At 27.4% G+C, this 25,059-nt stretch carries 19 protein-coding genes, 4 pseudogenes, 1 CRISPR repeat array and 1 riboswitch (1 of these 25 running past the window's edge); of the genes and pseudogenes, 17 read left to right on the top strand and 6 right to left on the bottom strand.

The features are described from left to right. Positions 1–113: a CRISPR direct-repeat array (repeat unit 29 nt) (it extends 311 nt beyond the left edge of the window). Positions 114–553: 440 nt separating this feature from the next. Then, positions 554–712, bottom strand: a complete 159-nt coding sequence (locus tag CKV72_RS12120; protein ID WP_157726542.1) for a hypothetical protein — start codon at positions 710–712, stop codon at positions 554–556. Between the two features lie 280 nt (positions 713–992). On the opposite strand from CKV72_RS12120, the gene CKV72_RS05755 reads away from it, so the two are divergent. From CKV72_RS05755 to CKV72_RS05720, 8 genes and pseudogenes are all read left to right on the top strand, one after another. Then, positions 993–1,727, top strand: coding sequence for a CBS domain-containing protein (locus tag CKV72_RS05755; protein WP_095177729.1), 735 nt, complete (start codon positions 993–995; stop codon positions 1,725–1,727). A 594-nt stretch (positions 1,728–2,321) separates the two neighbouring features. Then, positions 2,322–2,756 carry a hypothetical protein gene (locus tag CKV72_RS05750; protein ID WP_095177728.1) on the top strand — a complete coding sequence of 145 codons (435 nt, stop codon included), beginning with the start codon at positions 2,322–2,324 and terminating at the stop codon, positions 2,754–2,756. 117 nt (positions 2,757–2,873) lie between these two features. After that, positions 2,874–3,119, top strand: coding sequence for a hypothetical protein (locus CKV72_RS05745; protein ID WP_095177727.1), 246 nt, complete (start codon positions 2,874–2,876; stop codon positions 3,117–3,119). Positions 3,120–4,218: 1,099 nt separating this feature from the next. Continuing rightward, the gene (locus CKV72_RS05735) at positions 4,219–6,207 is read left to right on the top strand and encodes an ATP-dependent nuclease (RefSeq protein ID WP_095177726.1); all 1,989 of its coding nucleotides are present in this window, start codon (positions 4,219–4,221) and stop codon (positions 6,205–6,207) included. A gap of 18 nt (positions 6,208–6,225) precedes the next feature. After that, a complete protein-coding gene (locus CKV72_RS05730) occupies positions 6,226–8,016 on the top strand; it encodes a UvrD-helicase domain-containing protein (RefSeq protein WP_095177725.1) in 1,791 nt (596 codons plus the stop codon). A gap of 86 nt (positions 8,017–8,102) precedes the next feature. Beyond that, complete coding sequence (locus tag CKV72_RS05725) at positions 8,103–9,065, top strand: DUF7662 domain-containing protein (RefSeq protein ID WP_242955748.1); 963 nt, start codon at positions 8,103–8,105, stop codon at positions 9,063–9,065. Positions 9,066–9,175: 110 nt separating this feature from the next. Continuing rightward, positions 9,176–9,343, top strand: a complete 168-nt coding sequence (locus CKV72_RS12115; RefSeq protein WP_157726541.1) for a hypothetical protein — start codon at positions 9,176–9,178, stop codon at positions 9,341–9,343. A 215-nt stretch (positions 9,344–9,558) separates the two neighbouring features. Further along, positions 9,559–9,813 (top strand): annotated as a pseudogene (locus tag CKV72_RS05720) (DUF134 domain-containing protein); the annotation flags it as partial. A 55-nt stretch (positions 9,814–9,868) separates the two neighbouring features. Here CKV72_RS05720 and CKV72_RS05715 read toward each other — a convergent pair. Continuing rightward, a pseudogene (locus CKV72_RS05715) lies at positions 9,869–10,030 on the bottom strand (SDR family oxidoreductase); the annotation flags it as partial. 160 nt (positions 10,031–10,190) lie between these two features. Here CKV72_RS05715 and CKV72_RS05710 point away from each other — a divergent pair. The 3 genes and pseudogenes from CKV72_RS05710 to CKV72_RS05705 form a co-directional block, all read left to right on the top strand. Then, positions 10,191–11,072 (top strand): annotated as a pseudogene (locus tag CKV72_RS05710) (DEAD/DEAH box helicase); the annotation flags it as partial. Next, entirely contained in the window at positions 11,068–11,184 is a 117-nt protein-coding gene (locus CKV72_RS12110; RefSeq protein ID WP_114648759.1) for an SUV3 domain-containing protein, read from the top strand. The pseudogene CKV72_RS05710 and the gene CKV72_RS12110, both read left to right, overlap by 5 nt. Before the next feature lie 74 nt (positions 11,185–11,258). Continuing rightward, entirely contained in the window at positions 11,259–13,733 is a 2,475-nt protein-coding gene (locus CKV72_RS05705) for a WG repeat-containing protein (RefSeq protein ID WP_169712386.1), read from the top strand. A 40-nt stretch (positions 13,734–13,773) separates the two neighbouring features. On the opposite strand, the gene CKV72_RS05700 is transcribed toward CKV72_RS05705, so the two are convergent. Further along, positions 13,774–15,153, bottom strand: a complete 1,380-nt coding sequence (locus CKV72_RS05700; RefSeq protein ID WP_095177723.1) for an MATE family efflux transporter — start codon at positions 15,151–15,153, stop codon at positions 13,774–13,776. 161 nt (positions 15,154–15,314) lie between these two features. Then, a complete protein-coding gene (locus CKV72_RS05695; protein WP_169712349.1) occupies positions 15,315–17,393 on the bottom strand; it encodes a helix-turn-helix domain-containing protein in 2,079 nt (692 codons plus the stop codon). A 457-nt stretch (positions 17,394–17,850) separates the two neighbouring features. Here CKV72_RS05695 and CKV72_RS05685 point away from each other — a divergent pair, with 457 nt between their 5' ends. The 3 genes and pseudogenes from CKV72_RS05685 (at position 17,851) to CKV72_RS05675 (ending at position 20,234) form a co-directional block, all read left to right on the top strand. Further along, entirely contained in the window at positions 17,851–18,051 is a 201-nt protein-coding gene (locus CKV72_RS05685; protein WP_089866218.1) for an alpha/beta-type small acid-soluble spore protein, read from the top strand. 140 nt (positions 18,052–18,191) lie between these two features. After that, positions 18,192–18,847, top strand: a pseudogene (locus tag CKV72_RS05680) (undecaprenyl diphosphate synthase family protein). A 61-nt stretch (positions 18,848–18,908) separates the two neighbouring features. Next, on the top strand, positions 18,909–20,234 hold the full coding sequence (locus CKV72_RS05675; RefSeq protein ID WP_095177720.1) for an aminotransferase class V-fold PLP-dependent enzyme: 1,326 nt from the start codon (positions 18,909–18,911) through the stop codon (positions 20,232–20,234). Positions 20,235–20,322: 88 nt separating this feature from the next. On the opposite strand, the gene CKV72_RS05670 is transcribed toward CKV72_RS05675, so the two are convergent. Together CKV72_RS05670 and CKV72_RS05665 are read right to left on the bottom strand one after the other, a co-directional pair. Further along, the gene (locus CKV72_RS05670; protein ID WP_095177719.1) at positions 20,323–21,519 is read right to left on the bottom strand and encodes an ABC transporter permease subunit; all 1,197 of its coding nucleotides are present in this window, start codon (positions 21,517–21,519) and stop codon (positions 20,323–20,325) included. Continuing rightward, positions 21,520–22,431 (bottom strand): ABC transporter ATP-binding protein, encoded by a 912-nt coding sequence (locus tag CKV72_RS05665; protein WP_089866225.1) that lies wholly within the window; start codon positions 22,429–22,431, stop codon positions 21,520–21,522. It lies immediately after the preceding gene. Positions 22,432–22,688: 257 nt separating this feature from the next. Between CKV72_RS05665 and pssA the strand changes: the two genes are divergently transcribed. The 3 genes from pssA to CKV72_RS05650 all read left to right on the top strand — a co-directional run bounded on the left by pssA (position 22,689) and on the right by CKV72_RS05650 (position 25,050). Continuing rightward, entirely contained in the window at positions 22,689–23,207 is a 519-nt protein-coding gene (gene pssA, locus CKV72_RS05660) for a CDP-diacylglycerol--serine O-phosphatidyltransferase (RefSeq protein ID WP_095177718.1), read from the top strand. Positions 23,208–23,272: 65 nt separating this feature from the next. Then, a riboswitch (SAM riboswitch) is annotated at positions 23,273–23,382 on the top strand. A gap of 70 nt (positions 23,383–23,452) precedes the next feature. Next, the gene (locus CKV72_RS05655; RefSeq protein WP_089866230.1) at positions 23,453–24,412 is read left to right on the top strand and encodes a methionine ABC transporter ATP-binding protein; all 960 of its coding nucleotides are present in this window, start codon (positions 23,453–23,455) and stop codon (positions 24,410–24,412) included. Continuing rightward, positions 24,409–25,050 (top strand): methionine ABC transporter permease, encoded by a 642-nt coding sequence (locus CKV72_RS05650; protein ID WP_089866233.1) that lies wholly within the window; start codon positions 24,409–24,411, stop codon positions 25,048–25,050. Before CKV72_RS05655 ends, CKV72_RS05650 begins: the two co-directional genes overlap by 4 nt. Positions 25,051–25,059: the final 9 nt, after the last annotated feature.

The raw sequence follows: 25,059 nt of genomic DNA, 5'->3' as shown, positions 1-25,059 counted from the left end.
TTCCTGTTGCAGTTGCGTTTTAATAGTTCCTATGAGGAAGTGAAATACTAGAAAAATTTAAAAAAGCTCCTTCTGTTGGGTTTAGTTTTATAGTTCCTATGAGGAAGTGAGATAGGTGTTTCTCTTTTGCTTTAGCTATAATGAATGTATTTCTAATGTTTTATGAAAGATAAACAGTTATGTAAAAATCATGGCATGATAGTATATATAGTAAATCAAAATTGTACATTAGTATTTACCAATAGATTTTGATTTGTATTTTAGACAAAATAAGAAAAGTACAGATATGATTTATGGCGTCTATACTTAAATGGATTAAAATTATCGGGGAATTTTTAATTCTTATAGATAATGAAATACCAAGGGAGGAAGCGGTTTCGAAAGTTCTAGCAAAATTTGGCGTTCCTAAAAGTGAAATCTGGGAACATGGAAATTTTTAACACTATTAATGTCTAATAAAATACATTCAGCAGGTAATATTAATGCCCCTCTATATATGCAGAGGGGCATTAATATTTAAACATGTCTATACATGTCCTATGTTTTACTCCATTTATCTTAGTTCGTCTATTAATTTGTTAATTATTTCTGGAGGATAATTTTTACATAGAACTTTAGCCATGGCATTTGCAACTCTTAACTCAAACTCTTCTTCATTTTCCACTGATGGATAATGAACTACAACACTTTTAATTTTATTTTTTCTGGCCAAATTTCTAGTTCCCCTTCCCAATTAATATACTTAATATTTAAAATATGAAAATAAGATTGATTTGTTAATTTATTATTATTACAATTTAAAATTAATTTTCAGTTATATAGAAAAAAATTGTGATTTTTTTATTGATTTATGATAAAAACTACATATTTATATACTAATTAATTGAAAAACTTTATTATTTGGTATATTATGTATTATAAGGAATAATCATTAATGTTTAGATAACAGTAAACTATTATGTTAAATATGAGTGTTTTGGGAGGGTATATTAATGGTTAGGGAAATGACCAATTCAGAAAAATTTTTAGCCATTTATAATGAACTTGATGATTACATGAGAAAAGAACTTAAAGAAGATACTTATGTAGGACATACTGATTTAATTTATAAAATGGCTAGGAAAGGAAAGAATGTTTTCAAATGTTATGGTGAAGATTTAAAAAAATATGCAAGATTACGAAATGCTATTGTACATAATCCAGAAAAACGAATATCAGATCCATTAGCAGAACCCCATGAAATAATTGTTTCTAAGTATCAAGACTTATTAGAAAAAGTACTTAATCCAACGTTAGCTATTAATTCAATAGCAGTATTAAAAGATGATATGTATACAACAACACTTGATGCAAATGTTTTAGAAGTAATGAAAGTAATGAATAAAAAGACATATACCCATGTACCTATAATTGAAGATGGCAAGCTAATTGGTGTATTTAGTGAGAACACGATATTTTCTTATATTACTCAAAAAGAAAATGTAATTATTGATGATGAATTAAAAATAAGTGATTTTATAGATTTTATTCCAATTCACAATCATGTAAGTGAAATATTTGTCTTTGTTCCACGAGATATAACAGTAATAGAGATTGAAGATATCTTTAGAGAGGAATTTGAAAATAATAAGAGAATTTCTGCAATATTTATAACTCAAAATGGAAAAGAAAATGAGAAATTATTAGGATTAATAACTCTTTGGGATGTCGCAGGTAATGGAAAATAAAAAGAAAAATATTAATATTATAAAAATCTAATTTATAGGTATTATAGAATGTATTTAAATGTAAAAAATCAACTCGCATTATGAGTTGATTTTTTATTTGTGTAATTTTTTATAATACAAGTAAAATCCTTATATATCAATTGCTACCCAGGTTAAATTTGTTTTTTGTAATATTTATCTTGTATTACAATGCAAACCCTTATATCTCAATGAAAATATCTATTTTTTATCGATTTTGTAATACTGAAATTGTAATGTAGCTCTTTTAATATGCTATTTCCGAAAATTATATTTTAATTGTAATACTGTACATTATCTTTAATATCAATGCTTTTCATAGTTTTTATAGATTTTTGTAATATTGTTTATGTAATATTATTTATGTAATACAAAGGTAATCCTTAAATATCAACGATTATACAGTTTATTTTTAACTTTTGTAATACTTCCTTTGTATTATAACTTAAATCCTATTATCTCAATAAATGTAGAAGATAATAATGGATTTTGTAATACAAAATAAGTATTACATTTTTTTATTGTTTTTCTATATATAAATATAGATGATTATCAAATTGAAAGGAGTATGTAAATATGCCTAAAGATAAGGATTTTTTAGATTTTTTTAAAGATGATATTAAATTTAAAAATTTAAATACCTTAATTAATAATTCAGACTTATCGTTAGAATATTTCATTAATACAGTTATAAAAAGTGATAAGCAACTACCTTCATTACACTTGAAATTAACTAATGATAATGTTGATAATACTGAAGAATTATTCAATATTTATGCTAAGGAAATGACTTTAATTAATGAATTGGAGAAATTAAATCAAAAACCATTTTTAACACCTAAAAACAAAGAAGATATCCACTTATTTCATAACTTTTGTGTTAAAACAGAGCTTCTTAAAGTTAGTTTTCTTCGCAGTTTTATGGCTATAAATGAACTTATTCCATATGATAAAAAAACTATTACCAGTGTGCTGGAACCTCTTATTCCAAACTGTTCTTACAATGAATAAACAGAAGTTTTTTCTATGGAATTAAACTTTGTCTCATATCTGAAATTTAATACTGTTAAAGAATTTTCTAAAGTTAAAAATGTGGTCCTTCGCTTAATTATAGAGGGAATAAATTGAATGAAAAATAAGCCTAAATATAACGAAAACGCAGTGCTTATTATTTTCTCGTTATATTCACCTTATTTGTTTGATGTAGATAATGTTGAGTTTAAATATATCATAGATGCTTTTAGATATTCTGGATTTTTCTATAATGATAATTGTAATTGTGTTTCTTATATGGTGGAAGGAAAACAAACTAAAAAGCATCCCCTTATAAAAGTAAAAATTATTAAAAAAAGTGATTTAAAGTTGTGTAATTAGCAGTGCAAAAAAGTGGTTTTCCATCTTTATTAATAAGCATGTGCATATTACGTTTATAATTTGCAGTGCTTTTTATCCATTTATAGATAAATATAAATATAAAAACTTCAATGACTATACCTTTGTCCAATGTTAATTTACCTATATAACCATAAAATATGCTTATCAATAAATAAAATGGGGTGGCAAACTATTTGTTATGGGTTGGGTCAATGTAAGAAATGCAATAACCAATTTAGTTTTTTACAGAATTATAAAGATATAAAAACAATAAAAATATTAAATAGAGATAGCTTAAAAACAAATAATAGATTACATTAAAATAATATCGTTAGCATAAGTAAAAATTAAGATTTGTAAAGGAAAATATTAAAGTTAGGAGAGTGCATATTTAATGAGCAATATTGACAATTCATTATTAAAATTATAGAAATAAATTTACCCCTGCTGCGGAAAATATACTATAAATAAATTATTAATTGAGGAGTTGAACACTACAACCAATAAGATAAAAATATGGACGTTTATATATTAATTTTAATAAAAAAAGTAAGTTGTAGAAATATAAGATAATATAATTGGGAGAAAGATATAAATACGTAAAATACACAGAGATTTAACACCTAAAAATTTTTAAGGTACTAAGCCCGTTGATTTATAAGATTTAATAAATAATTATTAGAAATAATAGTTTTGAACAACAGCGATAAATGTACAAAAATCAAATATGATTGGAATACAGAAGATATATTAACTTTCCTTTATATTTGTACTGTTAATTTTAGGAATTGTAGGTGGTGGAGGATATTACTTTAAGATTTATAAGCCTAAACATGAGAATTTTGATGATGAATATGATGAAGATGAGCTGGATTATGGAGATGAGTATAATGTGGAATTTGAAGAAGATGAGTTAGGGATGGAAGATGAAGATTAGAGGATTATATTGGGGTAGCTGTTATATAATTGTCCTTTTGTGCAATAAAATTAGACTTTAGAAAATATAAATTCTAAAGCTAAAACCCCTTACTTTTCATGATTATAAATATTAAATGTATTATAATGCAAGTAACTAAGAAAAGTAAGGGGGATAGCTATTATGTATATATCTAAATTACAAATTGAAAATTTCAGATGTTTTGATTACTTTGAAGTAGAATTCAATGAAGGGCTAAATGTAATTATAGGTGAAAATAATGGAGGGAAAACGACATTAATAAAAGCATTACAATATATTTTTGGGGATTCTAATTCAAAGCCAACAATTGATGATTTTAATAGGGAGGTTGAAATTAATGAAGTTCCTCCTGAAATTACTATTATCGCCACTATAAGAGGAACAAAAAATGAAAGTTTAGAGGATAAAGCAGTTGTTGCGAATTGGTTGACAAAATTGGAGGAACCTTGGGAAGCTACTTTAACATATAAGTGTTTCCTGCCAGAAACAAGTATAAATGATTACGCTAAAGATATTAATAGAGTAGACGAATTAGATAAAAACAACAATGAAAAAAAGAAACTAAAATGGTCTATCTTAGAAAAACATTTAAAAAAATACGTGTCAAGAATATATGGTGGAAATCTTGCTAGTAAGAATAAAGCGGAGACAGAGTATTTAGATAAATTTCATTGTGAGGTATTAGATGCATTAAGGGATGTAGAAAGTAAGATGTATACGGGTAAAAATGCACTGTTAAAAGAAGTATTGAGCTATTTTGTAGACTCTGATTTGCAAGGGCTTGATCAAGAAAAAAAGGACAAAGAACAAGAGAAAAGGAATGAAAAATTTAATAGTAGTGCAAATCAAATTGTATCAAATATGGTAGGAAGATTAGAGGTAAGTGATATTTTTGAACTTGCAGAGGAAACAGGTGCAACAGTTGGTGGAAAACCATTATTAGGTGGTAGATTAGAAGAAAGTGATGTTATATCAGTATTAAAATTAATGATTAAGAAGGAAACTGGAATAGAAATACCTGTTGTAAATAATGGTATGGGGTATAATAATCTAATTTATATATCTTTGGTATTATCAAAATTTAAAATGATTACATCTCCAGAGATGGGTGAAAATGCAAAGATTTTTCCAGTTTTATTAATTGAAGAACCAGAGGCTCATTTACATCCAGCATTACAATATAGCTTTCTGAGATTTTTAAAGAATGAAATAGATAACCAAAACATAAGTAGACAAATTTTCATAACAAGCCACTCAACACATATTACATCTGCTGTTGGATTAGATCCAATAATATGTATGGATCTTGGCGAAAAGGGGAAAATAGTTGCGACCTATCCTGCTAAAGTTTTTTCTGGATCAAAGGAAGATCAAGAATCAAAAAAATACGTAGAAAGATATCTTGATGCAACCAAATCAACAATGCTATTTTCAAAAGGAATTATATTTGGTGAAGGATTAGCAGAGCTAATGTTGTTCCCGATATTAGCAGAATATGAATATGAAAATTTTGAGCAAAGCCATGTATCAATTGTAAGAGTTGATGGGGTAACATTTAAACATTTTATTAAAATTTTTGGAGCAGGTATAAAAGAAGAGAATAAAAAGTTTGCATTAAAAAGAAGAGTATCTTGCATTGTGGACACAGATCCATCAAGGAAGAAGATAAAAGTTGAAGAGGGTAAAAAAAGAACATGGAGAAGCTGCTATCCCTATGAATTGTATTTAGAACCAGATAAATATAAATACAAGGAGGTATCTGGAGTAGTAACTAATTTATTAGATGCTTGTAAAGATAGTACTAATGTAAGAATCTTCTATAATAATACAGGCAAAGGAAAGACGTTGGAATATGACTTAGCATATGCAAATAGCACTTCTACCTTAATCTTTGATGATAAAGTTGAAATAATTGAAATAGAAGATATAAATAATTTAGATATAGAAGAAGTTGATAAAGAAAAAATTAAAAAAGCAGTATCATATCTAAACCATGTAGAAGATGGGAAGGGAGAAGCATCATTTGTTCTTGCTGAGAAATTAAAGGAAAATCTGAAATGCGATAAGAGAGAAATATTTAATTTACCTGAACATATTAAATATGCTATAGATTGGGTGTGTTGTAAGTAACTTGAGGGGGGAGCAAGAATGATAGCAAGGAATAATATTGAATGTATAACATCAGACTGTGCCTTGGAAGATATAGATGTAAATTTTAAAATAATAGCTGGACCAGGTGGAGGAAAAACATATTGGTTAGTAAGACATATTAGGAATGTATTAAAAAATTCAACAAAAATTTTAAGTGCATCAAAAATAGCATGCATAACCTATACAAATGTGGCTGTAGATGAGATATGGGAAAGACTTGAAATAATGGAAAACAAAGTAGAAGTATCAACTATACACAGTTTTTTATATAAGAATATAGTAAAACCTTATATTTATTTATTAAAAGATAGTACAGGAAAGTCATTGGTAAATTATAAGGAAATGGATGGTCATGATGATCATATACCCAGTAGTGGGAAAATAAACATTTGGAAAAAAGAAAATAATCTTTATGGTATAATAACAGATGACAAGAAATTAAATGATTGTTTAAAAAGTTTGGATTGGATATTTGAAGAGGAAGAAATAGTACTAACAACAAAAGATGTCTATAAAAGAAAGGTAGGAAAATACTTCATTAAAGAAGAGTATTTTCCATCATATAAACAGCTATATTGGAATGAAGGAACAATACATCATGAGGATGTTTTATATTTTTCGTATCTATTATTAGAAAATCATCCAATAATTTTAAAATTTCTTCGAGCAAGATATCCATATGTTTTTATAGATGAATTTCAGGATACAAATCCAATCCAAACGAGGATAATTAAATTATTAGCTGATTCGGGTGTAGTAGTTGGTGTAATAGGAGACCCAGCGCAATCAATTTATAAGTTTGCTGGTGCCGAAAGGCAAGATTTTTTAGATTTTGAACTACCTAAGCAAAAGAATTATTATATGAATAGCAATAGAAGGAGTACTAATAAGATTATTGATTTCCTAAACTATTTAAGAGGTGAAGATCAATTTCATCAAAATTATCATAGAAATGTTATTGGGAATGATATTTGCCTAATAATAGGGAAAACTCCTTTAGAAATCATAAATAAATTTAAATTAAAAAGGCAACTTTTAGAATTAAATGATAGATGCTGCTTTTTAACAAGAAAAAATGAACAAGTAACTAAACTTAAAGCTTGTATCAATAACTATAATTATAATTATGAAATTTGGGAAGAATTATATTTTTTAGACTATAAAAGATATGAATTTTTAAATTACATATTTGTTGCACAAGGATATGCAATTGATACAAGATATGAAATGGCTGTAAAAGAAGTTTTAAAAATATTCAAAACAAATCAAGAAGGATATCTAAAAGAACCTTTTAAAAATTCAAAGATAAATAATAAGTTGTTTAAAAGGAGTTATGCATTGGAATTATTGGAATTTCTTATAAACAATTATGAGATGCACTTGGACAAGAATCTATATCAATTTTATAATGAAGAACTATATAATTTTTTCATTAAGTTTGATTTTCATCTTAAGAGGTTAACGGGAAAAGGTAAATTCAAGGTAAAATCAGAGAAAGTAACGGTAAAAGAATTAGTAAATAGCTTAAATATAAGAGAAGTTAGAAATGATAATATCAGAACGATACATAAGGCAAAGGGAACAGAATTTGAATCAGTGTTAGTTTATTTTGATGATATTAATGAAATAGATGCAATAATAAATCCTGATATTGATAGCGAGGAAGATGATTATAGGTTATACTATGTAGCATTTAGTAGAGCTGAAGATTTTTTATGTATTGCTACTAAGTCTATAGATGACGAACAAGAGAAGAAACTAAGACAATTAAATATAAGGATATTGTGATAATATGGAACCTTGTATATTTTAAAGGGGGTATAGTTATGAGTGGAGGGAGTAAATTTGCAGATTTGAATAGATATTTTTCAAATTTGAAAGCGGATGAAATAACATTAACATTTAATGAAATTGAAAGGATAATAGGGCAAAAACTTAGCAATTCTGCATATCAGTATCCAGCATATTGGTATGAATCTAAAACACATATGTTGCCAAAATGTTGGAATGAAAACGGCTATAAAATGACAGACCTCAATTTAAAAGGTCGGAGAGCAACTTTTATAAAGATTAATAGAAAGGATATTGCTGAAAAAAACAAACCTATGTTAATAGAGCAAACAAATAATATGAGCTTTACAAAGAAAGATCCTGATATTCCAATAGAAGAAGTATTAAATAGTATTAATAAATATTATTCTGAGCTTCAATCAGATAAAAATGCAAGGTATTTATCCTGGGAGCATTGTTATAAACAGTTTATTGAGGCACATGAAAAAGAATATTTAAATGATGAGGATATTGATTACCTTTCATTACATTTAGGATTTTATCTAGCATCCTGGGGCATGTTGAGAGGATCTAGCTTCTTGCTTCAGAAGGATTATAGAGTCCATATAGATATAATCAAGGAGTTATTTAAGCCTCGCTATGATGAGCTTTGGGAAATAGATTATTTGAAATTGAAAAACGAAAGGAATATTGAAATATTAATAGAATTGATAAAAAACATTAAAAAATTATATGGGGAAAAAAGAAAGAACATAAGAGAAGTAAATACAGAAATTTCAGATACCCTTGTAACAAAAGTACTATTAGGTACAATGGGGTGTGTTCCCGCTTATGATGAGTATTTTAAAATAGGTGTAGGAAAGTATAATATTACCACTCAGTTATTGAACAAATGTTCTATCCATGGGTTAGCGGAATATTATGAAGAGAACAAAACTGAACTTGAGAATATTAGAAAAGTTATATCGGATGAAAGGGAATTAGAATATCCTCAAATGAAAGTATTAGATATGGCTTTTTGGCAAGTTGGCTTTGATTATAAATAGAAGTTGGTGAATAAATGGGTGCAACACATCAATCATCGTATAATTTTTGGTCTACCAACCAACCTCAGTGAGATGCCATCATTGTATTAGAGGTAAAAGGAGAGGAGGCATTGTTATTTGATTGTAGACAATATATAGAAGTCCATGGGATACAAAGAAATGCAGAAAAGGTATTTTGGAATCAAGGGAATTATTACGATGCAATACTTAATGAAATATTCACTGAAAATAGGAAAAACAATGAGAAAGTATTTAAAAAAGATGGAGTAGAACTATAGAATATATCCCATGGTAGGACTGATAGGTCTTATCATGGGTTTTTTTTATTTAATGGAGAGGAGTTTTTGCATTAAAGATATATCTCGAGAATATAGACTACGGTATGGCGGGAAAAATTCTTTGAAAGTAAGACAAATAATCATGTAACTGATATAATAAAGAATAAAGTGGACCATTTAAAAGGAGTGGTGGTAAATTATGTTACAATATACTTCAAAATATTATAGATGCTGCACGAAACAAAGTAGCCATTGCCTTAACAGAAGGAAAAGCTATAAGAATTACAGGAGGACATTATACTACGAAACTATGTAAGTATAGATGCTTAGATTGTGGAAATATTTATGAAATAAATTATAAACAAGATAAGTACACTTGTCCTGAATGTGGTTCAGAAAGGGTTGTCTGCGGCAAGAAAGCAGATTTTTGCAGAAGATGGTGTAAGGGCCATAATATAGAGAATAAATAAAGTAAAAAACTATCTTATTAATGATTTTTTTAAAACATTAATAAAGATAGTTTTTTTATCCACTTACAAATTTTCCGCCATTTACATGTATTATTTCTCCAGTAACATAGGATGCATCACTATATGCTAAATACACATATGCACCTGCTAATTCTACAGGTTGTGCAGCTCTTGTAAGTGGTGTGTTTTTACCAAATTGCTGTATTTTGGATTCATCTTCATTAATCATATTTTACCTCTTTTATAAGTTATTTTTGCTCATATAATATAGATTTATTCATTATAATAAAATCGGATAAAAATTTGAAATGGTGGTATTATTAGAGTAATAGGGGATATTAAAAGTTAAGAATGTGTTTTTATATCGGAGGAGTATTATGAAAAAAAGAACAATGGAAAGAAACTTTAGAAAGATAAAACATCAAATAGATCAAATGGAGAATATAGTAAAGCATACTAAAAACAATGCTCTATGGGATCATGAAGCAGCGGTTAGAAAAAAGATAAAAGTATTAAATGAATTTAAAAATGAAAACTTTAGAGATTTTAATAGGGTGTATGAAAGATATTTAGATCTTTTGGAAGATATATCCATAAGGATTATAGAGAATTATAATAGAAAAAATAATACAGAATTTACTTTTAGCGAAATAGTAAGAGATAATTATGAAGCTTATTTAAAGTCTGGAATTATGAGTGTATTAATAACAAGCCATATTCCAAAAATAATATTTAAAGAATTTGATAGGGTATTTCCAAAAAACCCCAAGGATGAATATGAAGAAGCTAGAAAGCTTAATAGAAAATTTTATATTCATTTAGGAGAAACAAATACTGGTAAAACTTATAATGCAATGCAAAGATTAAAACAGGGAAGGCGTGGAATATATCTATCTCCTCTTAGAATATTAGCACTAGAAAATTATGAAAGATTAAATAAAGAAGGAATAAAATGTAACCTCCTAACAGGTGAGGAAGAAATAAAGATAGATAATGCTACTCATATTTCTTGTACTATAGAAAAATTAGATATTAATGAAATTTATGACGTAGCTGTAATAGATGAAATTCAAATGATAAATGATGATGAAAGGGGAGCAGCTTGGACAAGAGCTCTTTTAGGATTAAATTGTGAGGAAATACATATATGTGGGGCGTTAAATGCTAAAGAACTTATAATGGACATAATAGAGGATTGTCAGGATGAATATGAATTTAAAGAATATAAAAGGAATATACCTTTAGAAGTAGAATATGAACCTTTACTATTCTTTTTCAAAGGCTCTTAAATTGCCTTTTGATGAAGAATGGGTTTATGAAGAAAGATTAAAGGTAAGTGAAGATATAAATAATATATTAGTAAGAATTTAAAAACATATTGTAGTTTGCACATATTAAAAAATTTTGCATATAATATTTCTGAAGTAATTGTAAAGGATTTTGATATGGAGTATAAAATAAATTTCTCGAATTTTATAAAAACTTGTTTGCCACCAGGGGCAGAAATTATAATGTTAGAAGCACCCTATGAAAAACCGGCAATATGCATAGGTGACTTAGATGGAGATAAAGCATTAGAAATAGTTATAGGCTACAAATGGCAAGGAGAAAATTATATCCTTATATTGAAAAAGCATGGAGATCTTTGGTATGTAGTAGCTAATATAAAGGGTACAGGATATGGTATAAATTATTTAGATATTGCAAGGATTACAGAAATAAATATAAACAGTTTAATTGTAGGATGGCAAGTTGGAGCTATTTGGTGGCAATTAAATATAATACAGTGGACGCCACAAGGATATAAAAACCTACTTAAAAATGATATTTATTATAGTAAAATCCAAGTAGAAGATATGAAAGGATTTAATGGCTATGATGGCATATGTGAAATAGCACTGTGGGTTCATGATACGGGAGAAGCTTATAAAGTTGAAGTGTATAGATTTAAAAATGGTGAGCTAATTCCTGCTAAAGATGTATATCCTTATTATTTTCCTAGAGTAGTGGCATATTATAAAGAAAGAGTAAGAGAAATGCCAGATGCAGCCTTTTATTGGTACTATCTTGCAGATGCTCAATTTAAAGCTTGTATGTATGAGGATGCTTTGGTTTCAATTAATAAAGCTATAGACTTAAATCTTGAATATCCACCTAGAGATGTGTTAATTGAATTAAAGAAAGACTTATTAAATAAACTAAATTGTAAAGATGAATCCATTAGCTTATATCCGGCATCTATAAAAACTGTAAAGGGAGTTTTATGGGGATATATAAATAGTAAAGGAGATTTAATTATTAAACCTCAGTATGGTGAAGCTTTTGATTTCCAAAATAATGGCCTTGCTATAGTTGAGTTAAACAACCTTTATGGTATTATAAATCAATCTGGAAAATATGTGGTGGAACCTAAGTATGAATCTATTTCACAATTCTCAGAAGGACGGGCTATAGCAATGGATTCTAAAGGATTTAAAGTAATAGATGAAAAAGGAAATGAACTTACCTCAAAAGCTTATAATTATATAGGAAACTATAAAGACGGAAGAGCTGTATTTGGTGTTCCTAGTGAAAATGGATCATATTTTTATGGATATTTAAATAGACAAGGAAAGGAAATAATACCTGCTAAATACCAAACTGCTAGTGATTTTAGTGATGGAAAGGCTGTAGTTAAAGTTAAAGAAAATGAATTTAGGCTTATAGATATAAATGGAAAAACCTTAAATACTTATAAATATAATGTAGTTGGAAGTTTTGGAGAGGGGCTATTAGCATTCCAAGAAAAATTAGATAGTAAATTGGGCTATATTGATGAAGCAGGTAATGTAGTTATAAAACCTAGTTTTACACAGGCTATGTCTTTTAACGAAGGAAGGGCAGTAGTGAATATTTCTGAGGACTATGGAAATGAATTTGGACTTATAGATAGAAATGGAAAATATGTTATTGAGCCTAAATACAATAATATAGATAGACTAGGAGAAGGTAGATTAGCTGTTGGAAAAGCTATTTTAGAAGATAAACCTTATATAGGTTCTAAATATGCAATTGGGGATATTAATGGGGATTTCCTTACAGACTTTATTTACTATGGAGTTTCAAATTACAAAAATGGATTGGCTTCAGCTTACAATAATAAAGATACATTTTTCATTGATAAAAAAGGAGTTAGGGTAAAAAATTTACCTACAGTAAAGGGAAGCGGTACATTAGAATTTAAAAAAGATATAATTAAAGCTTACGTAGACTTTAGAGTATCCTATTTAGACAAATCAGGAAGAGTAATTTGGGAACAAAATAAAATAATTCCACTTAATAATAAATATAAAATTTTAGAGAAAAAATATAGACCAAATAAAGACTATTTAGTATATTATCCTGAAATTTCAGGTATGGAAGATAGTCAAGAAAAAGAAGTAAATAAAAAATTACAAGAACTTTCTAATGTAAAATATATACCAGCCAATGCACAACTTGACTATAATTATTTTGGAGATTTTTTAGTAGAATTTTTTAAAAAGAATTTATTAGTCTTAGAACTTAATGGTTATATGTATTATTTTGGTGCAGCACATGGTATACCTACAAAAGTATACCCTCATATAGATCTTACTAGTGGAAGATTTTATGAATTAGAGGATTTATTTAAAAAGGATAGTGATTATGTAAAAGTTATAAGTGATATTATAAATTATCAAATAGAACACGATGAACAGTATTCTTATGTTTTCCCAGATGCTTTTAAGGGTATAAAGAAAAATCAACCATTTTATGTAGGAAAAGATGCACTGTATATTTATTTTGAACCCTATGAAATTGCCCCTTATGCAGCGGGATTTCCTACTTTTAAAATACCTTACAAAGAAATTATGTCTATTATAGATACAAAAGGAGGGTTTTGGAAATCATTTAACTAAAGTAATAATGAAAAGGAGCTATCAAATTAGCTCCTTCCTTTTAAAAATTAACAAGAGAATTATCTTTTTTATCTAAGGATTCACTGTATTCAAAGTCAAAGCTTTGGGCTTTTCTAATAAAGTAAATAGATGTAATTGCTGATATTATATCAGATAATGGATAAGCTATCCATGCACCTAATACACCTAATTTTCCTATAAGAACTATAGCTACAGGTATAAATATTACTATTTGCCTGTAAATTGAAAGTAAAAAAGATCTTCTGGATTCACCAAGAGCTTGATAATAATATATTGTGATATAGTATATTCCAACAGATGGAAGTAGTGATATGCACAATCTAAAGGCTTTTACAGCTCTAGGCAACAAGGTTTGTTCTTTTAGGAAAAATCCTATAGCAGGTGTTGCAAACACAAGGAATCCAAGCCAGAAAACAACAGATGTTCCCATAACCGCTATAATAGCTATTTTTAAAGCTTTTTTCATCTTTTTATAGTTCTCTGCACCATAGTTATAAGATATAATTGGTTGCATTGCAATACTTATACCTATTATTGTGATGTACATAAACATGGAAAGTTTTGTAACTACTCCTACTATAATTACAGCCTCATCTCCACCGGAGGCATGGAGTAAATTGTTTAAAAGTCCAGCATTTATAGCATCTGAAAATTCTACTATAAAGCTTGAAAAGCCTACAGAAACTATTATCCAAATTAGCTTTAAATCTAAAGTAAAAGAAAATTTAAGGTTTAAGTTATTCTTTACTTTTTTAAATGCATAATAAGCATAAATAAAACCTAATAATTGAGATACAGATGTAGCTATGGCTGCACCTGCTATACCTATGTTAAAATGTGCTACTAATAAAAAGTCTATAACTATATTTATTGTAGCACCTATAATATTTGCGTATAATCCTATTTTAGTATTACCTAGTGATGTTAATATATATGAAAATACTACTGTTAAGGATTGGAATAATGCTCCCAAAAGTATTAATGATATATATTCTTCTGCTAGAGAATATAATACATCACTAGCTCCAAGTTTATATATAATAGGTTTTCTAAAAATGTATATTAAAATTGACATAACTATAATAGCCACTATAGTTAAACTAATGGAATTTAATATTCCTTTTTTTACATTATCATAATTTTTCTCACCAAGACTTCTTGAAATAAATGTGGAAGTACCAACTGCTATAAGTATTCCAACAGAAATTAGAAATCTTTGTATAGGAAAGGCTATGGTTAGGGCACCTATGGCATTAGGGCCTACATAACGTCCTACAAATATGGTATCTACTAAGTTATAAAGTTCCGCTACTAGTAATGATAGCACTAAGGGAACAGCAAGTTTTAAAAGAGTTTTTACTATATTATTGCTTTCAAAAATATTGTCTTTAACTCCCATTTATATCACCTCATAATTTTTGCCGTTAAATTTAAGTATACTTACATATTTTATTATAGATTATATACATTAACCATTGCATTCCCTTAAGTGCTGAGATAAAGGTACTAATATGGGAAAATAAAAAAATTACAGAAGTTTACAAAAAACAGAAAAACACCTTATTTAAGGTGTTTTGATATTTTCTTAATCAAAATTAAAGTGGCTCCATAGCTTTGAAGTTCAGAAATTATATTTAAAATAGTACTTTTTTTAGCATATCTAAAATGTATTTTAGGAAAAGAAGCTTTATGAAGAATTTCCTTTTCTTCCTTATTAAGCCGTATAGGGCTGCCCATACCTTTCCAATAATTATAGGAAGAACCTATTTTCTCATTTACTTCATATACAGTCATTCTAACATCTGTAGGAATATTTAATATATTAAGAGAAAGTTTTTGTTTAATATTGTTTTTAAAACCTCTTAATTTAGAAAAATCCTCAAAGCTAACAAGTTTATCTAAATCCTCATTGTAGCTGTATAAAAGTATTTGATATTCATCTTCAGTTTTTGTAACAATATATCCGTCACCACTACACACAACAATATCACCTAATTTATTTAATAAATAATAGGCATAATAGGAGGGCTTTTTTATTCCCATGTCATTTACAATGCCTGGATATCCAAAGAAAACTTCATTTGTAAGATTAACTTGACTATCTAAGGTATCAAAAGCTCTTAAATTATTCCAGTTTTTATTTTTTACAATGGTTTTATTTATTATGTAGGGTATCATGTAAGCTGTATCATAAATTAAGTTTATATCAAAGGAGTCAACAAATATATCATCACAAATATCGAATTCATGAGAAGTTAGTAAATTACTAATTTTATCAATTAATTCTTTTTTTAAATTTGAGCTAAATTGAAATTTTAAATTATATATATCAATTCCTTCTATATCCATAAAATAATTTATAAAACTTTTTAAAATTCTTATAAATTCATCTTCAGAAAAGTCGTTAGAACCTATTAATATAAGAGGCTTTAAGTTTATAGATTCCATATATTCTAAAACAGATTTAGTTCTGTTCCAATTAAAAAATTTAGAGGAAGGAAATATTCCCATATCCGAGGAGAAAAGATTAAATATTCTACCATAATTAAAGGAGATTTCTTCTTGAATTTCTTCTAAAATGTCTTTATTATCTTCTAAAAGAAGGTCAAAGGCGTCCCCTATATTAATCACATCTTTAAAAGATTTATCAAATTCATCTATTTCGTCATCTACGTCAATACGAACTTTAACAATTTTATTTTCAAAATTATATCTATCGTAATTTTGAAGGTATGGATATATATAATCTAAGCTATCTTTTAATTCAAAGAATACAATTTTCTTTTGTTTTTGAAAGGTTTCTTCATCCACTTTATATTTTTTTCTAAATTGACTTGGAGAACTTTTAAAGTGAATTTTAAAATGTTTATTGTAATATCTAGTATGAGAAAATCCCACTTCTTCGGATATTTCAGAAATAGTTTTATCTGTATCCAATAAGAGTTTAACGGATTCTTCCACTCGAGTTAAGTTTAAAAGATCTGTAAAACTATAACCCATAGCATATTTTATTTCATGTGAAAGATAATGAGTACTTAAAAACTCTTTTTCGGCTATATCTTGAAGGCTGATTTTATTATTGTAATTATTGTAAATATATTTTGCTATTCTATGATATCTTCCAAGTTGATCTTTATTTTCTCTAAAATCTTCTTGTTCATACATAAGATAATGAAAATTATTTATTAAATGATAAAGTAAATCTACTAAAGTGGATTCAATTTCTTCATCGTAATCAACTTGCTTTTGAACAGCCTCACAAAGCAATATAGAAAGCATAGTTCTAAGCTCATCGTATTCTTCGCTAGCCTGAGCTCCATCATCTGAGGTATTAGTATAGAAAAAAATATTTTCCATATCATTATAATACTTTTCAAAAAAATTTATATCGAAATAAAAAATTAAAACTTTATTATTTTTATCATTACTAAAAATTCTGTGAGTTTCATCTACATTAATAATTTCCAAATCATTTTTTACAAGTTCATAGGTACCCGATTCAATAGTAACTTTAATTGTACCTTCTAATACAAAAATAATTTGAATACAATTATGCCAATGAAAAGGATATTCTTTTATACTTGCAAAGACTATATCTATAGGCATATCTTGGGGAAAAGTTATGTATTCTTTTCTCATCAAATCACCTCCGGCTTAATTAATGAACAATGAATAATGAATAGTGAACAATAAATGAAAATAATATAAAAAAGAAACAAGAAAGCAAAAATCACATATCCTATTACAAATCTAATAGCAAGTGTATTTTCTACATTTTTATAAACAATGCACATTGAAATTGCAGTTGCAATTATAAATAGTAGGTAAATAATTTTTGTACAAAACAATGATATATTTTTCTTCATTCTATCACTTCCTTGAGCAATATGAATTTTATTGCCTATTTATTATTTTACGAATTACAGTATTAATTATATATATAAAACTATTTTTTAACAAGTTGTGGCTGTTTTATACTAATTATCTACAAATTAACTCAATTTCCTACAATCTTCTGTAATAATTATGAGCTATTCTGCAGAAAATGATAGTAGACCACAAAATAAAAAATAAATTTTAAGAGGAGGTAATAACAATGGCAAGATATAGCTCAAATAAAATATTAGTGCCAGAGGCAAGACAGGGATTAAACAATTTCAAAATGGAGGTTGCAAATCAGTTAGGATTAACTAACTATGACAGCATGGATAAAGGTAATTTAACCTCCAGAGAAAATGGTTCTGTAGGTGGAGAAATGGTAAAAAGAATGGTAGAAGCATACCAAAGAAACCTATAATAAATAGGTGAATTGCTAAATATAAAAAGGTCATCCAAATTGGGTGGCCTTTTAATTTTTGTTATAAATGAGTTTAAATTTATATAATATGGATAAAATAAGAAAAGACAAATAAAATTTAAAGGAGTTAGTATATAAATATGGTGGATTTCAAAAGATTACCAGAACATATAGGAATAATACCTGATGGAAATAGAAGATGGGCTGTAAAAAATAATATGGAAAAAAGGATGGATATAAGTATGGAATAAAACCAGGATTTGAATTATATGATATATGTAAAGAATTGGGGATAAAAGAGTTGACCTTTTATGGCTTTACAAAGGATAATAACAAAAGGCCTAAAGATCAAACTACGGAATTTAGAAGGGCTTGTGTAGAAGCTGTTATGTCATTATGCAAAAAAGATGCAGAGCTTTTGGTAGTTGGGGACTATGAGTCGGATTTATTTCCTAAAGAACTTATTCCTTTTACTCATAGAACTAAATTTGGAAAAGGGGGCATTAAAATAAATTTTTTAGTGAACTATGGATGGGATTGGGACATAAAAGATTATACAGCAGGAAAAAAATTAAGAGATAAGAGTACCATAAAAAATATACATTCTTCTCAGATATCTAGAATAGATTTAATAGTAAGATGGGGCGGAAGGTGTAGATTAAGTGGTTTTTTACCATTACAAACTGTTTACTCTGATTTTTACATTATAGATGATTTTTGGCCAGACTTTAAAAGGGAACAATTTTATGGTGCCTTAGATTGGTATCAACATCAAGATATTACCTTAGGAGGTTAACAAAACATAAAAAAATTGTAAAAATATAAACCTTAACAGTAAAAATACATAATATATATAAATGGCATATTATATTATGGGAGTGATTATTGTGAGGTATAGTGATTTGATAGTTGGTGTAAATACTTTGGTACCAGTATCAAATAATAGATTTACAAAATATATAAATTTTGACAATGCTGCCACCACTCCCCCTTTTAAAAAAGTTACTGAAGATATATTAAGATTTTTGCCCTACTATTCATCAGCTCATAGAGGTATGGGGTATAAATCACAAATTTCAACAGATATATATGAAAAAGGGAGAGAAAAAGTTTTAAATTTCGTAAAGGGAGATATACAAAATTCCAATGTAATTTATGTAAAGAATGCTACAGAAGGTATAAATAAATTATCAAATATGATTTATTATAAGGATCCTGATAAAATAATACTTTCTACAGATATGGAACATCATTCCAATATACTCCCTTGGAGAAAATTTAAAATGGATTTTATAAGAGTAGACCAATTTGGAAGATTAGATATGAAAGATTTAGAATATAAATTAAGAAAGTACAGAGGGAAGGTTGCTCTTTTAGCAGTGACTGGAGCATCAAATGTTACGGGATATAAAAATCCTATTTATGAAATTGCTTTTTTATGTCATAAGTATGGGTGTAAAATTCTAGTAGATGGTGCTCAATTAATCCCTCATGGAAATATAGATATAAAACCGATAGATAGTGATTATCATATAGATTATTTAGTTTTTTCTGCTCATAAAATGTATGCTCCTTTTGGTGGAGGGGCACTTATTGGAGATAAATCAAGCTTTAAAAATATTCCACCAGATTATTCTGGTGGAGGGACTGTAGATGTAGTAGTTAGAGATTTTGTAAAGTGGAATGAAACTCCATTAAAAGATGAGGCTGGAACACCAAATATCATAGGGAGTTTAGCTCTAACTTCTTCTATAGATGTAATAAATACCATTGGCATAAGCAATATAGAAAAATATGAAAACAGTCTATTAAAATATGCCTATAATAAACTTTTAAATGTTAAAGAAATAGAATTATACATTGATAATTGTGATTACAATGTATCAATTATTCCCTTTGATGTAAAAGGAATATATCATGAAACTTTTGCAAAAATACTTTCTTATGAATATGGTATTGGTGTAAGAAGTGGATGTTTCTGCGCTCAACCCTATATACAAAAACTATTAAATGTTCCTTTAGAACAAAGCTTTAATCTTATAAAGAATGGTAATAGAAGACCTGGACTCATTAGATTAAGCTTTGGATTATACAATACTTTTGCAGAAATAGATTTCTTTGTAGAAGCTTTACAAGAAATTTTAAGAAATAAAGAAAAACTCATAAGAAAATTTTCATATTAAATGAAATTAAAGCTCTTCTGACCAAAGGGAAGAAGAGCTTCCTAAATTATTCATTGTTCATTATTAATTATTAATTATTAATTATTAATTATATTAGTATGTCTTCTTTAGTAAAAATAACATAGGATATTAAATAACAAGCTATTGTCCAAGCTATTAAACATATAATAGAATTTCCTATGGTAATATTAGGATTAGCATTTATAGTGGCAAGTTGTCCGTTAAGTAAATAACTACTAGGTCCATAAGTAAAAAACAATAAATGAGATAATTTTGCTATGGGCGCAAATAATGCAGTTAAAATAGATGTAACAATTATATATAATACTCCAAAAATTAAGGAGCCCATATTGCTTTTAAATATTACAGATACAAGTAAAGAAAAGGAAGAACAAGCTATTATAAAAAGACCTTGATGCAATAGAATATATAAAGTGTTTTTCCATATAGGAATCATTTTAGTAGAGTTTGCAACTTCCATTAAAAGTTGAGATTTTTCACTGGCTAGGGGATTTAATTTATAAACAGTTCCTATGAATACAGGGTAATTAGCATTGCCAAAGCCGAATATATGTCCAATGGCTAAAAAGAATATAAATTCTATTAAATATATAAAAGCTAAGGAACACATAGTAGATGTTAAAAACTTAGACAATAATATTTTACCCCGAGATACAGGCTGAACCATTAAAAGTTTTAAAGTAGGTGGAGTAAATTCACCAGATACAATATCCGAGGAAAATAATACTATAGCAATAGCTAATAAAAAATATCCTAAAACATCATTTATAATTAATTCTATGAATTTAAAAGAATTGAATTCCATTTCCATAGGAGGCATATTCTTTTCCAATAGAATATTTAGCTTTTCTATTTCTTTTCTTTCCCTAAGTTTTTCTACATTACTAAGACTATCTTCGTTTATTATTTTCTTTTTACTTTCAATGGATTCTTTTGCAGTAATTCTCCAATAATCTTCCTTTACATCAGAAGCAATGATTTTTTCTAACTTTGCTATATCTTTATCTATGTATATTAAAGCTTTATCTATATCCTTAATATATGGTTTTTCTTTATTAAGATTTTTTTCTTTAACTAAATTTTGTTTGTGTTCCTTTAAATATTCTAATCTAGCTTCTGGAGTATTTTGTTTTTTAAATTGTTCGCTTGATTTATGCTCGGATACAGCTATAAGGGATAACAAAAGTATAAAAGCTATCATAAAAAATATACTCTTTTTTTTATATATCAACTTTACAAATTCATTTTTTATTAAAGAAAGCATCTATAATTGTCCTCCTTCCATAAGCTCCATATATCTTTCTTCTAATACTTTATGTTCCTTATAAAATTCTTTTATATCAACATTGACTTCAACTAACTCTTTAATAACTCTATGAGAAGAATTTTTATCTATTTCTATATATATTTTATTATCAATAACCTTGTAGTGATGAATTAAATCTATATTGGGTAATAGAGTTTTAGCTAAATTTATGTCTTTAGGAATAAGTATGAAAGTTTCTTTTTCTACTATATAATCTATATTGTCAATGCTTTCAATGCATTGTAAAATACCTTTATTTATAAAAGCTACCTTTGAGCAAATTTGTTCAACTTCACTTAGTATATGAGAGGATATAAAAACAGAGGTTTTATATTTCTTTGTAACAGTTCTAATTATGTCCCTAAATTGTAAAATCCCATTTGGATCTAGTCCATTAGTAGGTTCATCTAAAATAAGCAATTTAGGATTTGAAAGCAGAGAGGCAGCAAGGCCTAGTCTTTGTTTCATACCTAAGGAATATTTTTTTACCTTTTGATTAATCTTATTTTCTAAGTTTACTAAATGAATAATTTCTTCTAATTTAGCTTTTGAAATTTTTCTTATTCTACATATTTGCATAAGATTTTCCCTACCAGAAAGGTAATTATATAATTCAGGGTTTTCTATAACAGCACCTACATAGGATAGGGCCTTTTCTCTTTCTTTTTTTAGATCATGTCCCATTATTTTAATTTTTCCTTCATTTGGATGAATAAGTCCTGTTAACATTCTTATGGTAGTAGTTTTTCCAGCACCATTAGGACCTAAAAAGCCAAAAATTTCTCCTTCTTTTATATTAAAAGAAATACTTCTTATTATAGGTCTACCTCCTATGTGTTTAGATATATTATCAACTTCTAATACATTCAATCAAATAACCTCCTAGCTGTTCATTAAGCATGCATAAGTCTTATTGTATTAAAATTCTAGCATATAAATAGAAATAAAAATCATAACAATTCCTTAATTTTATCTTAAAGGGGAAACTTTATTATATAATATACAATAATTAAAGTAAATTTAAGATTTTCATAAGAAAAAGTAATTAATAAACTGTTATTATATAATTAAAGAAATAATAAAATATAATTTATCTAAGAAGCAATAAAAATAAAGGAGAGAAGAATATGGAAAAGATAAAAAATACTATACCTAATTTATTTACCTTTGGCAATCTTATATTTGGTACCATGTCTCTAATTATGACTTTTGATGAAAGATATTCTATAGCAGGAATGTTTATTATAATAGCAGCATTATTGGATAGATATGATGGAAGAATAGCTAGAAGGCTAAATGTATCTAGTGAACTTGGAAAAGAATTAGATTCTTTGGCAGATTTAATTTCTTTTGGAGTTGCTCCTTCTGTGTTAATATACAGCATGTATAATTTTTCAGATAAAGGCCTTTTAGGATACTTTTTACTTTTAATTTTTCCGGTGGCAGGAGCTTATAGGCTTGCAAGATATAATATAGCAAGTTTTGATGGCGTTTTTTCTGGTATACCAATAACAATAGCAGGAATACTTTTAGTAATTTATTCACTAGGATCACCTTTTATAATTTATAATCAATTAATGACTTATTTAGTAATTATATTATTATCTTATCTAATGGTAAGTAAAGTAGAATTTAAAAAAGTGTAAATTTTTCTTGACAATACTTCAAACAAGCACTATAATCTAATACAAGATAAAAAACGAATAATAAAAGCTTATTAAGAGCGGTGGAGGGACTGGCCCTGTGAAGCCCGGCAACCTGTATATGTATTTTACATATTATAAGGTGCTAAATCCTGCGGTGTCAACCGAGAGATGAGGATTTGAAGGTAAAAACCTGAGGATTTCCTCAGGTTTTATTTATATTAAAATTTGCTAGGAGGGAATGACAAATGATCCAAATAAAAGATGTAGGCAAGCAATTTGGAAATATTAAAGTATTAAAAAATATAAGCCTAGATATAAAAGAAGGAGAAATATTTGGAATAATAGGAAGAAGTGGAGCTGGTAAATCTACTTTATTGAGATGTTTAAATGGGCTTGAAAATTATGATGAAGGAAGCATAACAGTAATGGGAAAGGAAGTTAAAAATCTTAATGATTTAGAACTTAGAAAACTTAGAAAAGATATGGGCATGATTTTTCAAAGTTTTAATATTATGAATTCTAAAAATGTTTATGATAATATAGCTCTACCTCTTCAAATATGGAAAAAGGATAAAAAATACATAGATGAAAAAGTAAAAGAGCTATTAAAATTGGTTGGACTAGAAAATAAAGCTAAAAGTTTTCCAAGGGAATTAAGTGGAGGGCAAAAACAAAGGGTTGCTATAGCCAGAGCTTTAACTATGGAGCCTAAAGTATTACTTTGTGATGAAGCCACTTCAGCTTTGGATCCAGAAACTACAAAATCTATATTAAAACTTATACAAAAAATAAATGAGCAATTAAAAATAACTGTAGTGGTAGTAACACATCAAATGGAGGTTATAAGAGAAATTTGTAATAGAATAGCATTAATAGATGGCGGAGAAGTAAGTGCTTATGGAGAAGTAAAAGATCTATTTTTAAGACCAGAAGGAGAACTTAAAAAGATAATAGAAGAAGAGGAACTATTACCAGATGAAGGGGTTAATATAAAATTATTTTTCCCATCTAATGTAAGTGAACAATCTGTTATAACATCTATGGCAAGAGAGCTAAATATAGATTTTTCTATAGTTTGGGGTAAATTAGAAAGTTTTAGACAAGAGGTTTTAGGAAGTTTAATTATAAATATAGAAGAAAATAAAAAAGAAGCTATTTGTGAATATCTAAGTAAAAAATCTATACCTTGGGAGGTGATTAAATGATTTCTGAAATACTAATTAAAGCTTTAAATGATACTGTGTACATGGTTTTCTTCTCAACTTTATTTGCAGTAATATTAGGATCTATTTTAGCCATAATACTTATAGTTACAGATGAAAAGGGATTAAAGCCTAATAAAATTATTTATAGCATATTGGATTTTATAATAAATATTTTAAGATCTTTTCCTTTTATAATACTTATGGTTGCAATTATACCTATTACAAAAGTTATAGTGGGTAAAAGCATTGGCAGGGAAGCAGCTATTGTTCCATTAACTATTGCAGCAGCACCTTTTGTTGCAAGGATTATTGAAACTTCCCTAAAAGAGGTGGATCCAGGTCTTATTGAAGCTGCTAAATCCTTTGGTGCTACAACATCACAAATATTATTTAAAGTTATGATAAAAGAAGCTTTTCCATCTATAGTTAGAGGAATAATATTAACTATTATAAACCTAATTGGTTACACTGCTATGGCAGGAGCTGTAGGTGGTGGAGGACTTGGAGCTGTTGCTATACAGTATGGTTATAACATGTTTAAGGTAGATATAATGGTTTATACAGTTATAATTCTTATAGTAATTGTTCAAATAATACAAGGTTTAGGAAATATTTTATATAATAAATTAATTAAATAAGGGGGCTAT

The organism is Clostridium cochlearium (genome assembly GCF_900187165.1).
GTDB classification, from domain to species: Bacteria; Bacillota; Clostridia; order Clostridiales; family Clostridiaceae; genus Clostridium_G; species Clostridium_G cochlearium.
This window is presented reverse-complemented; position numbering and strand designations above follow the sequence as displayed.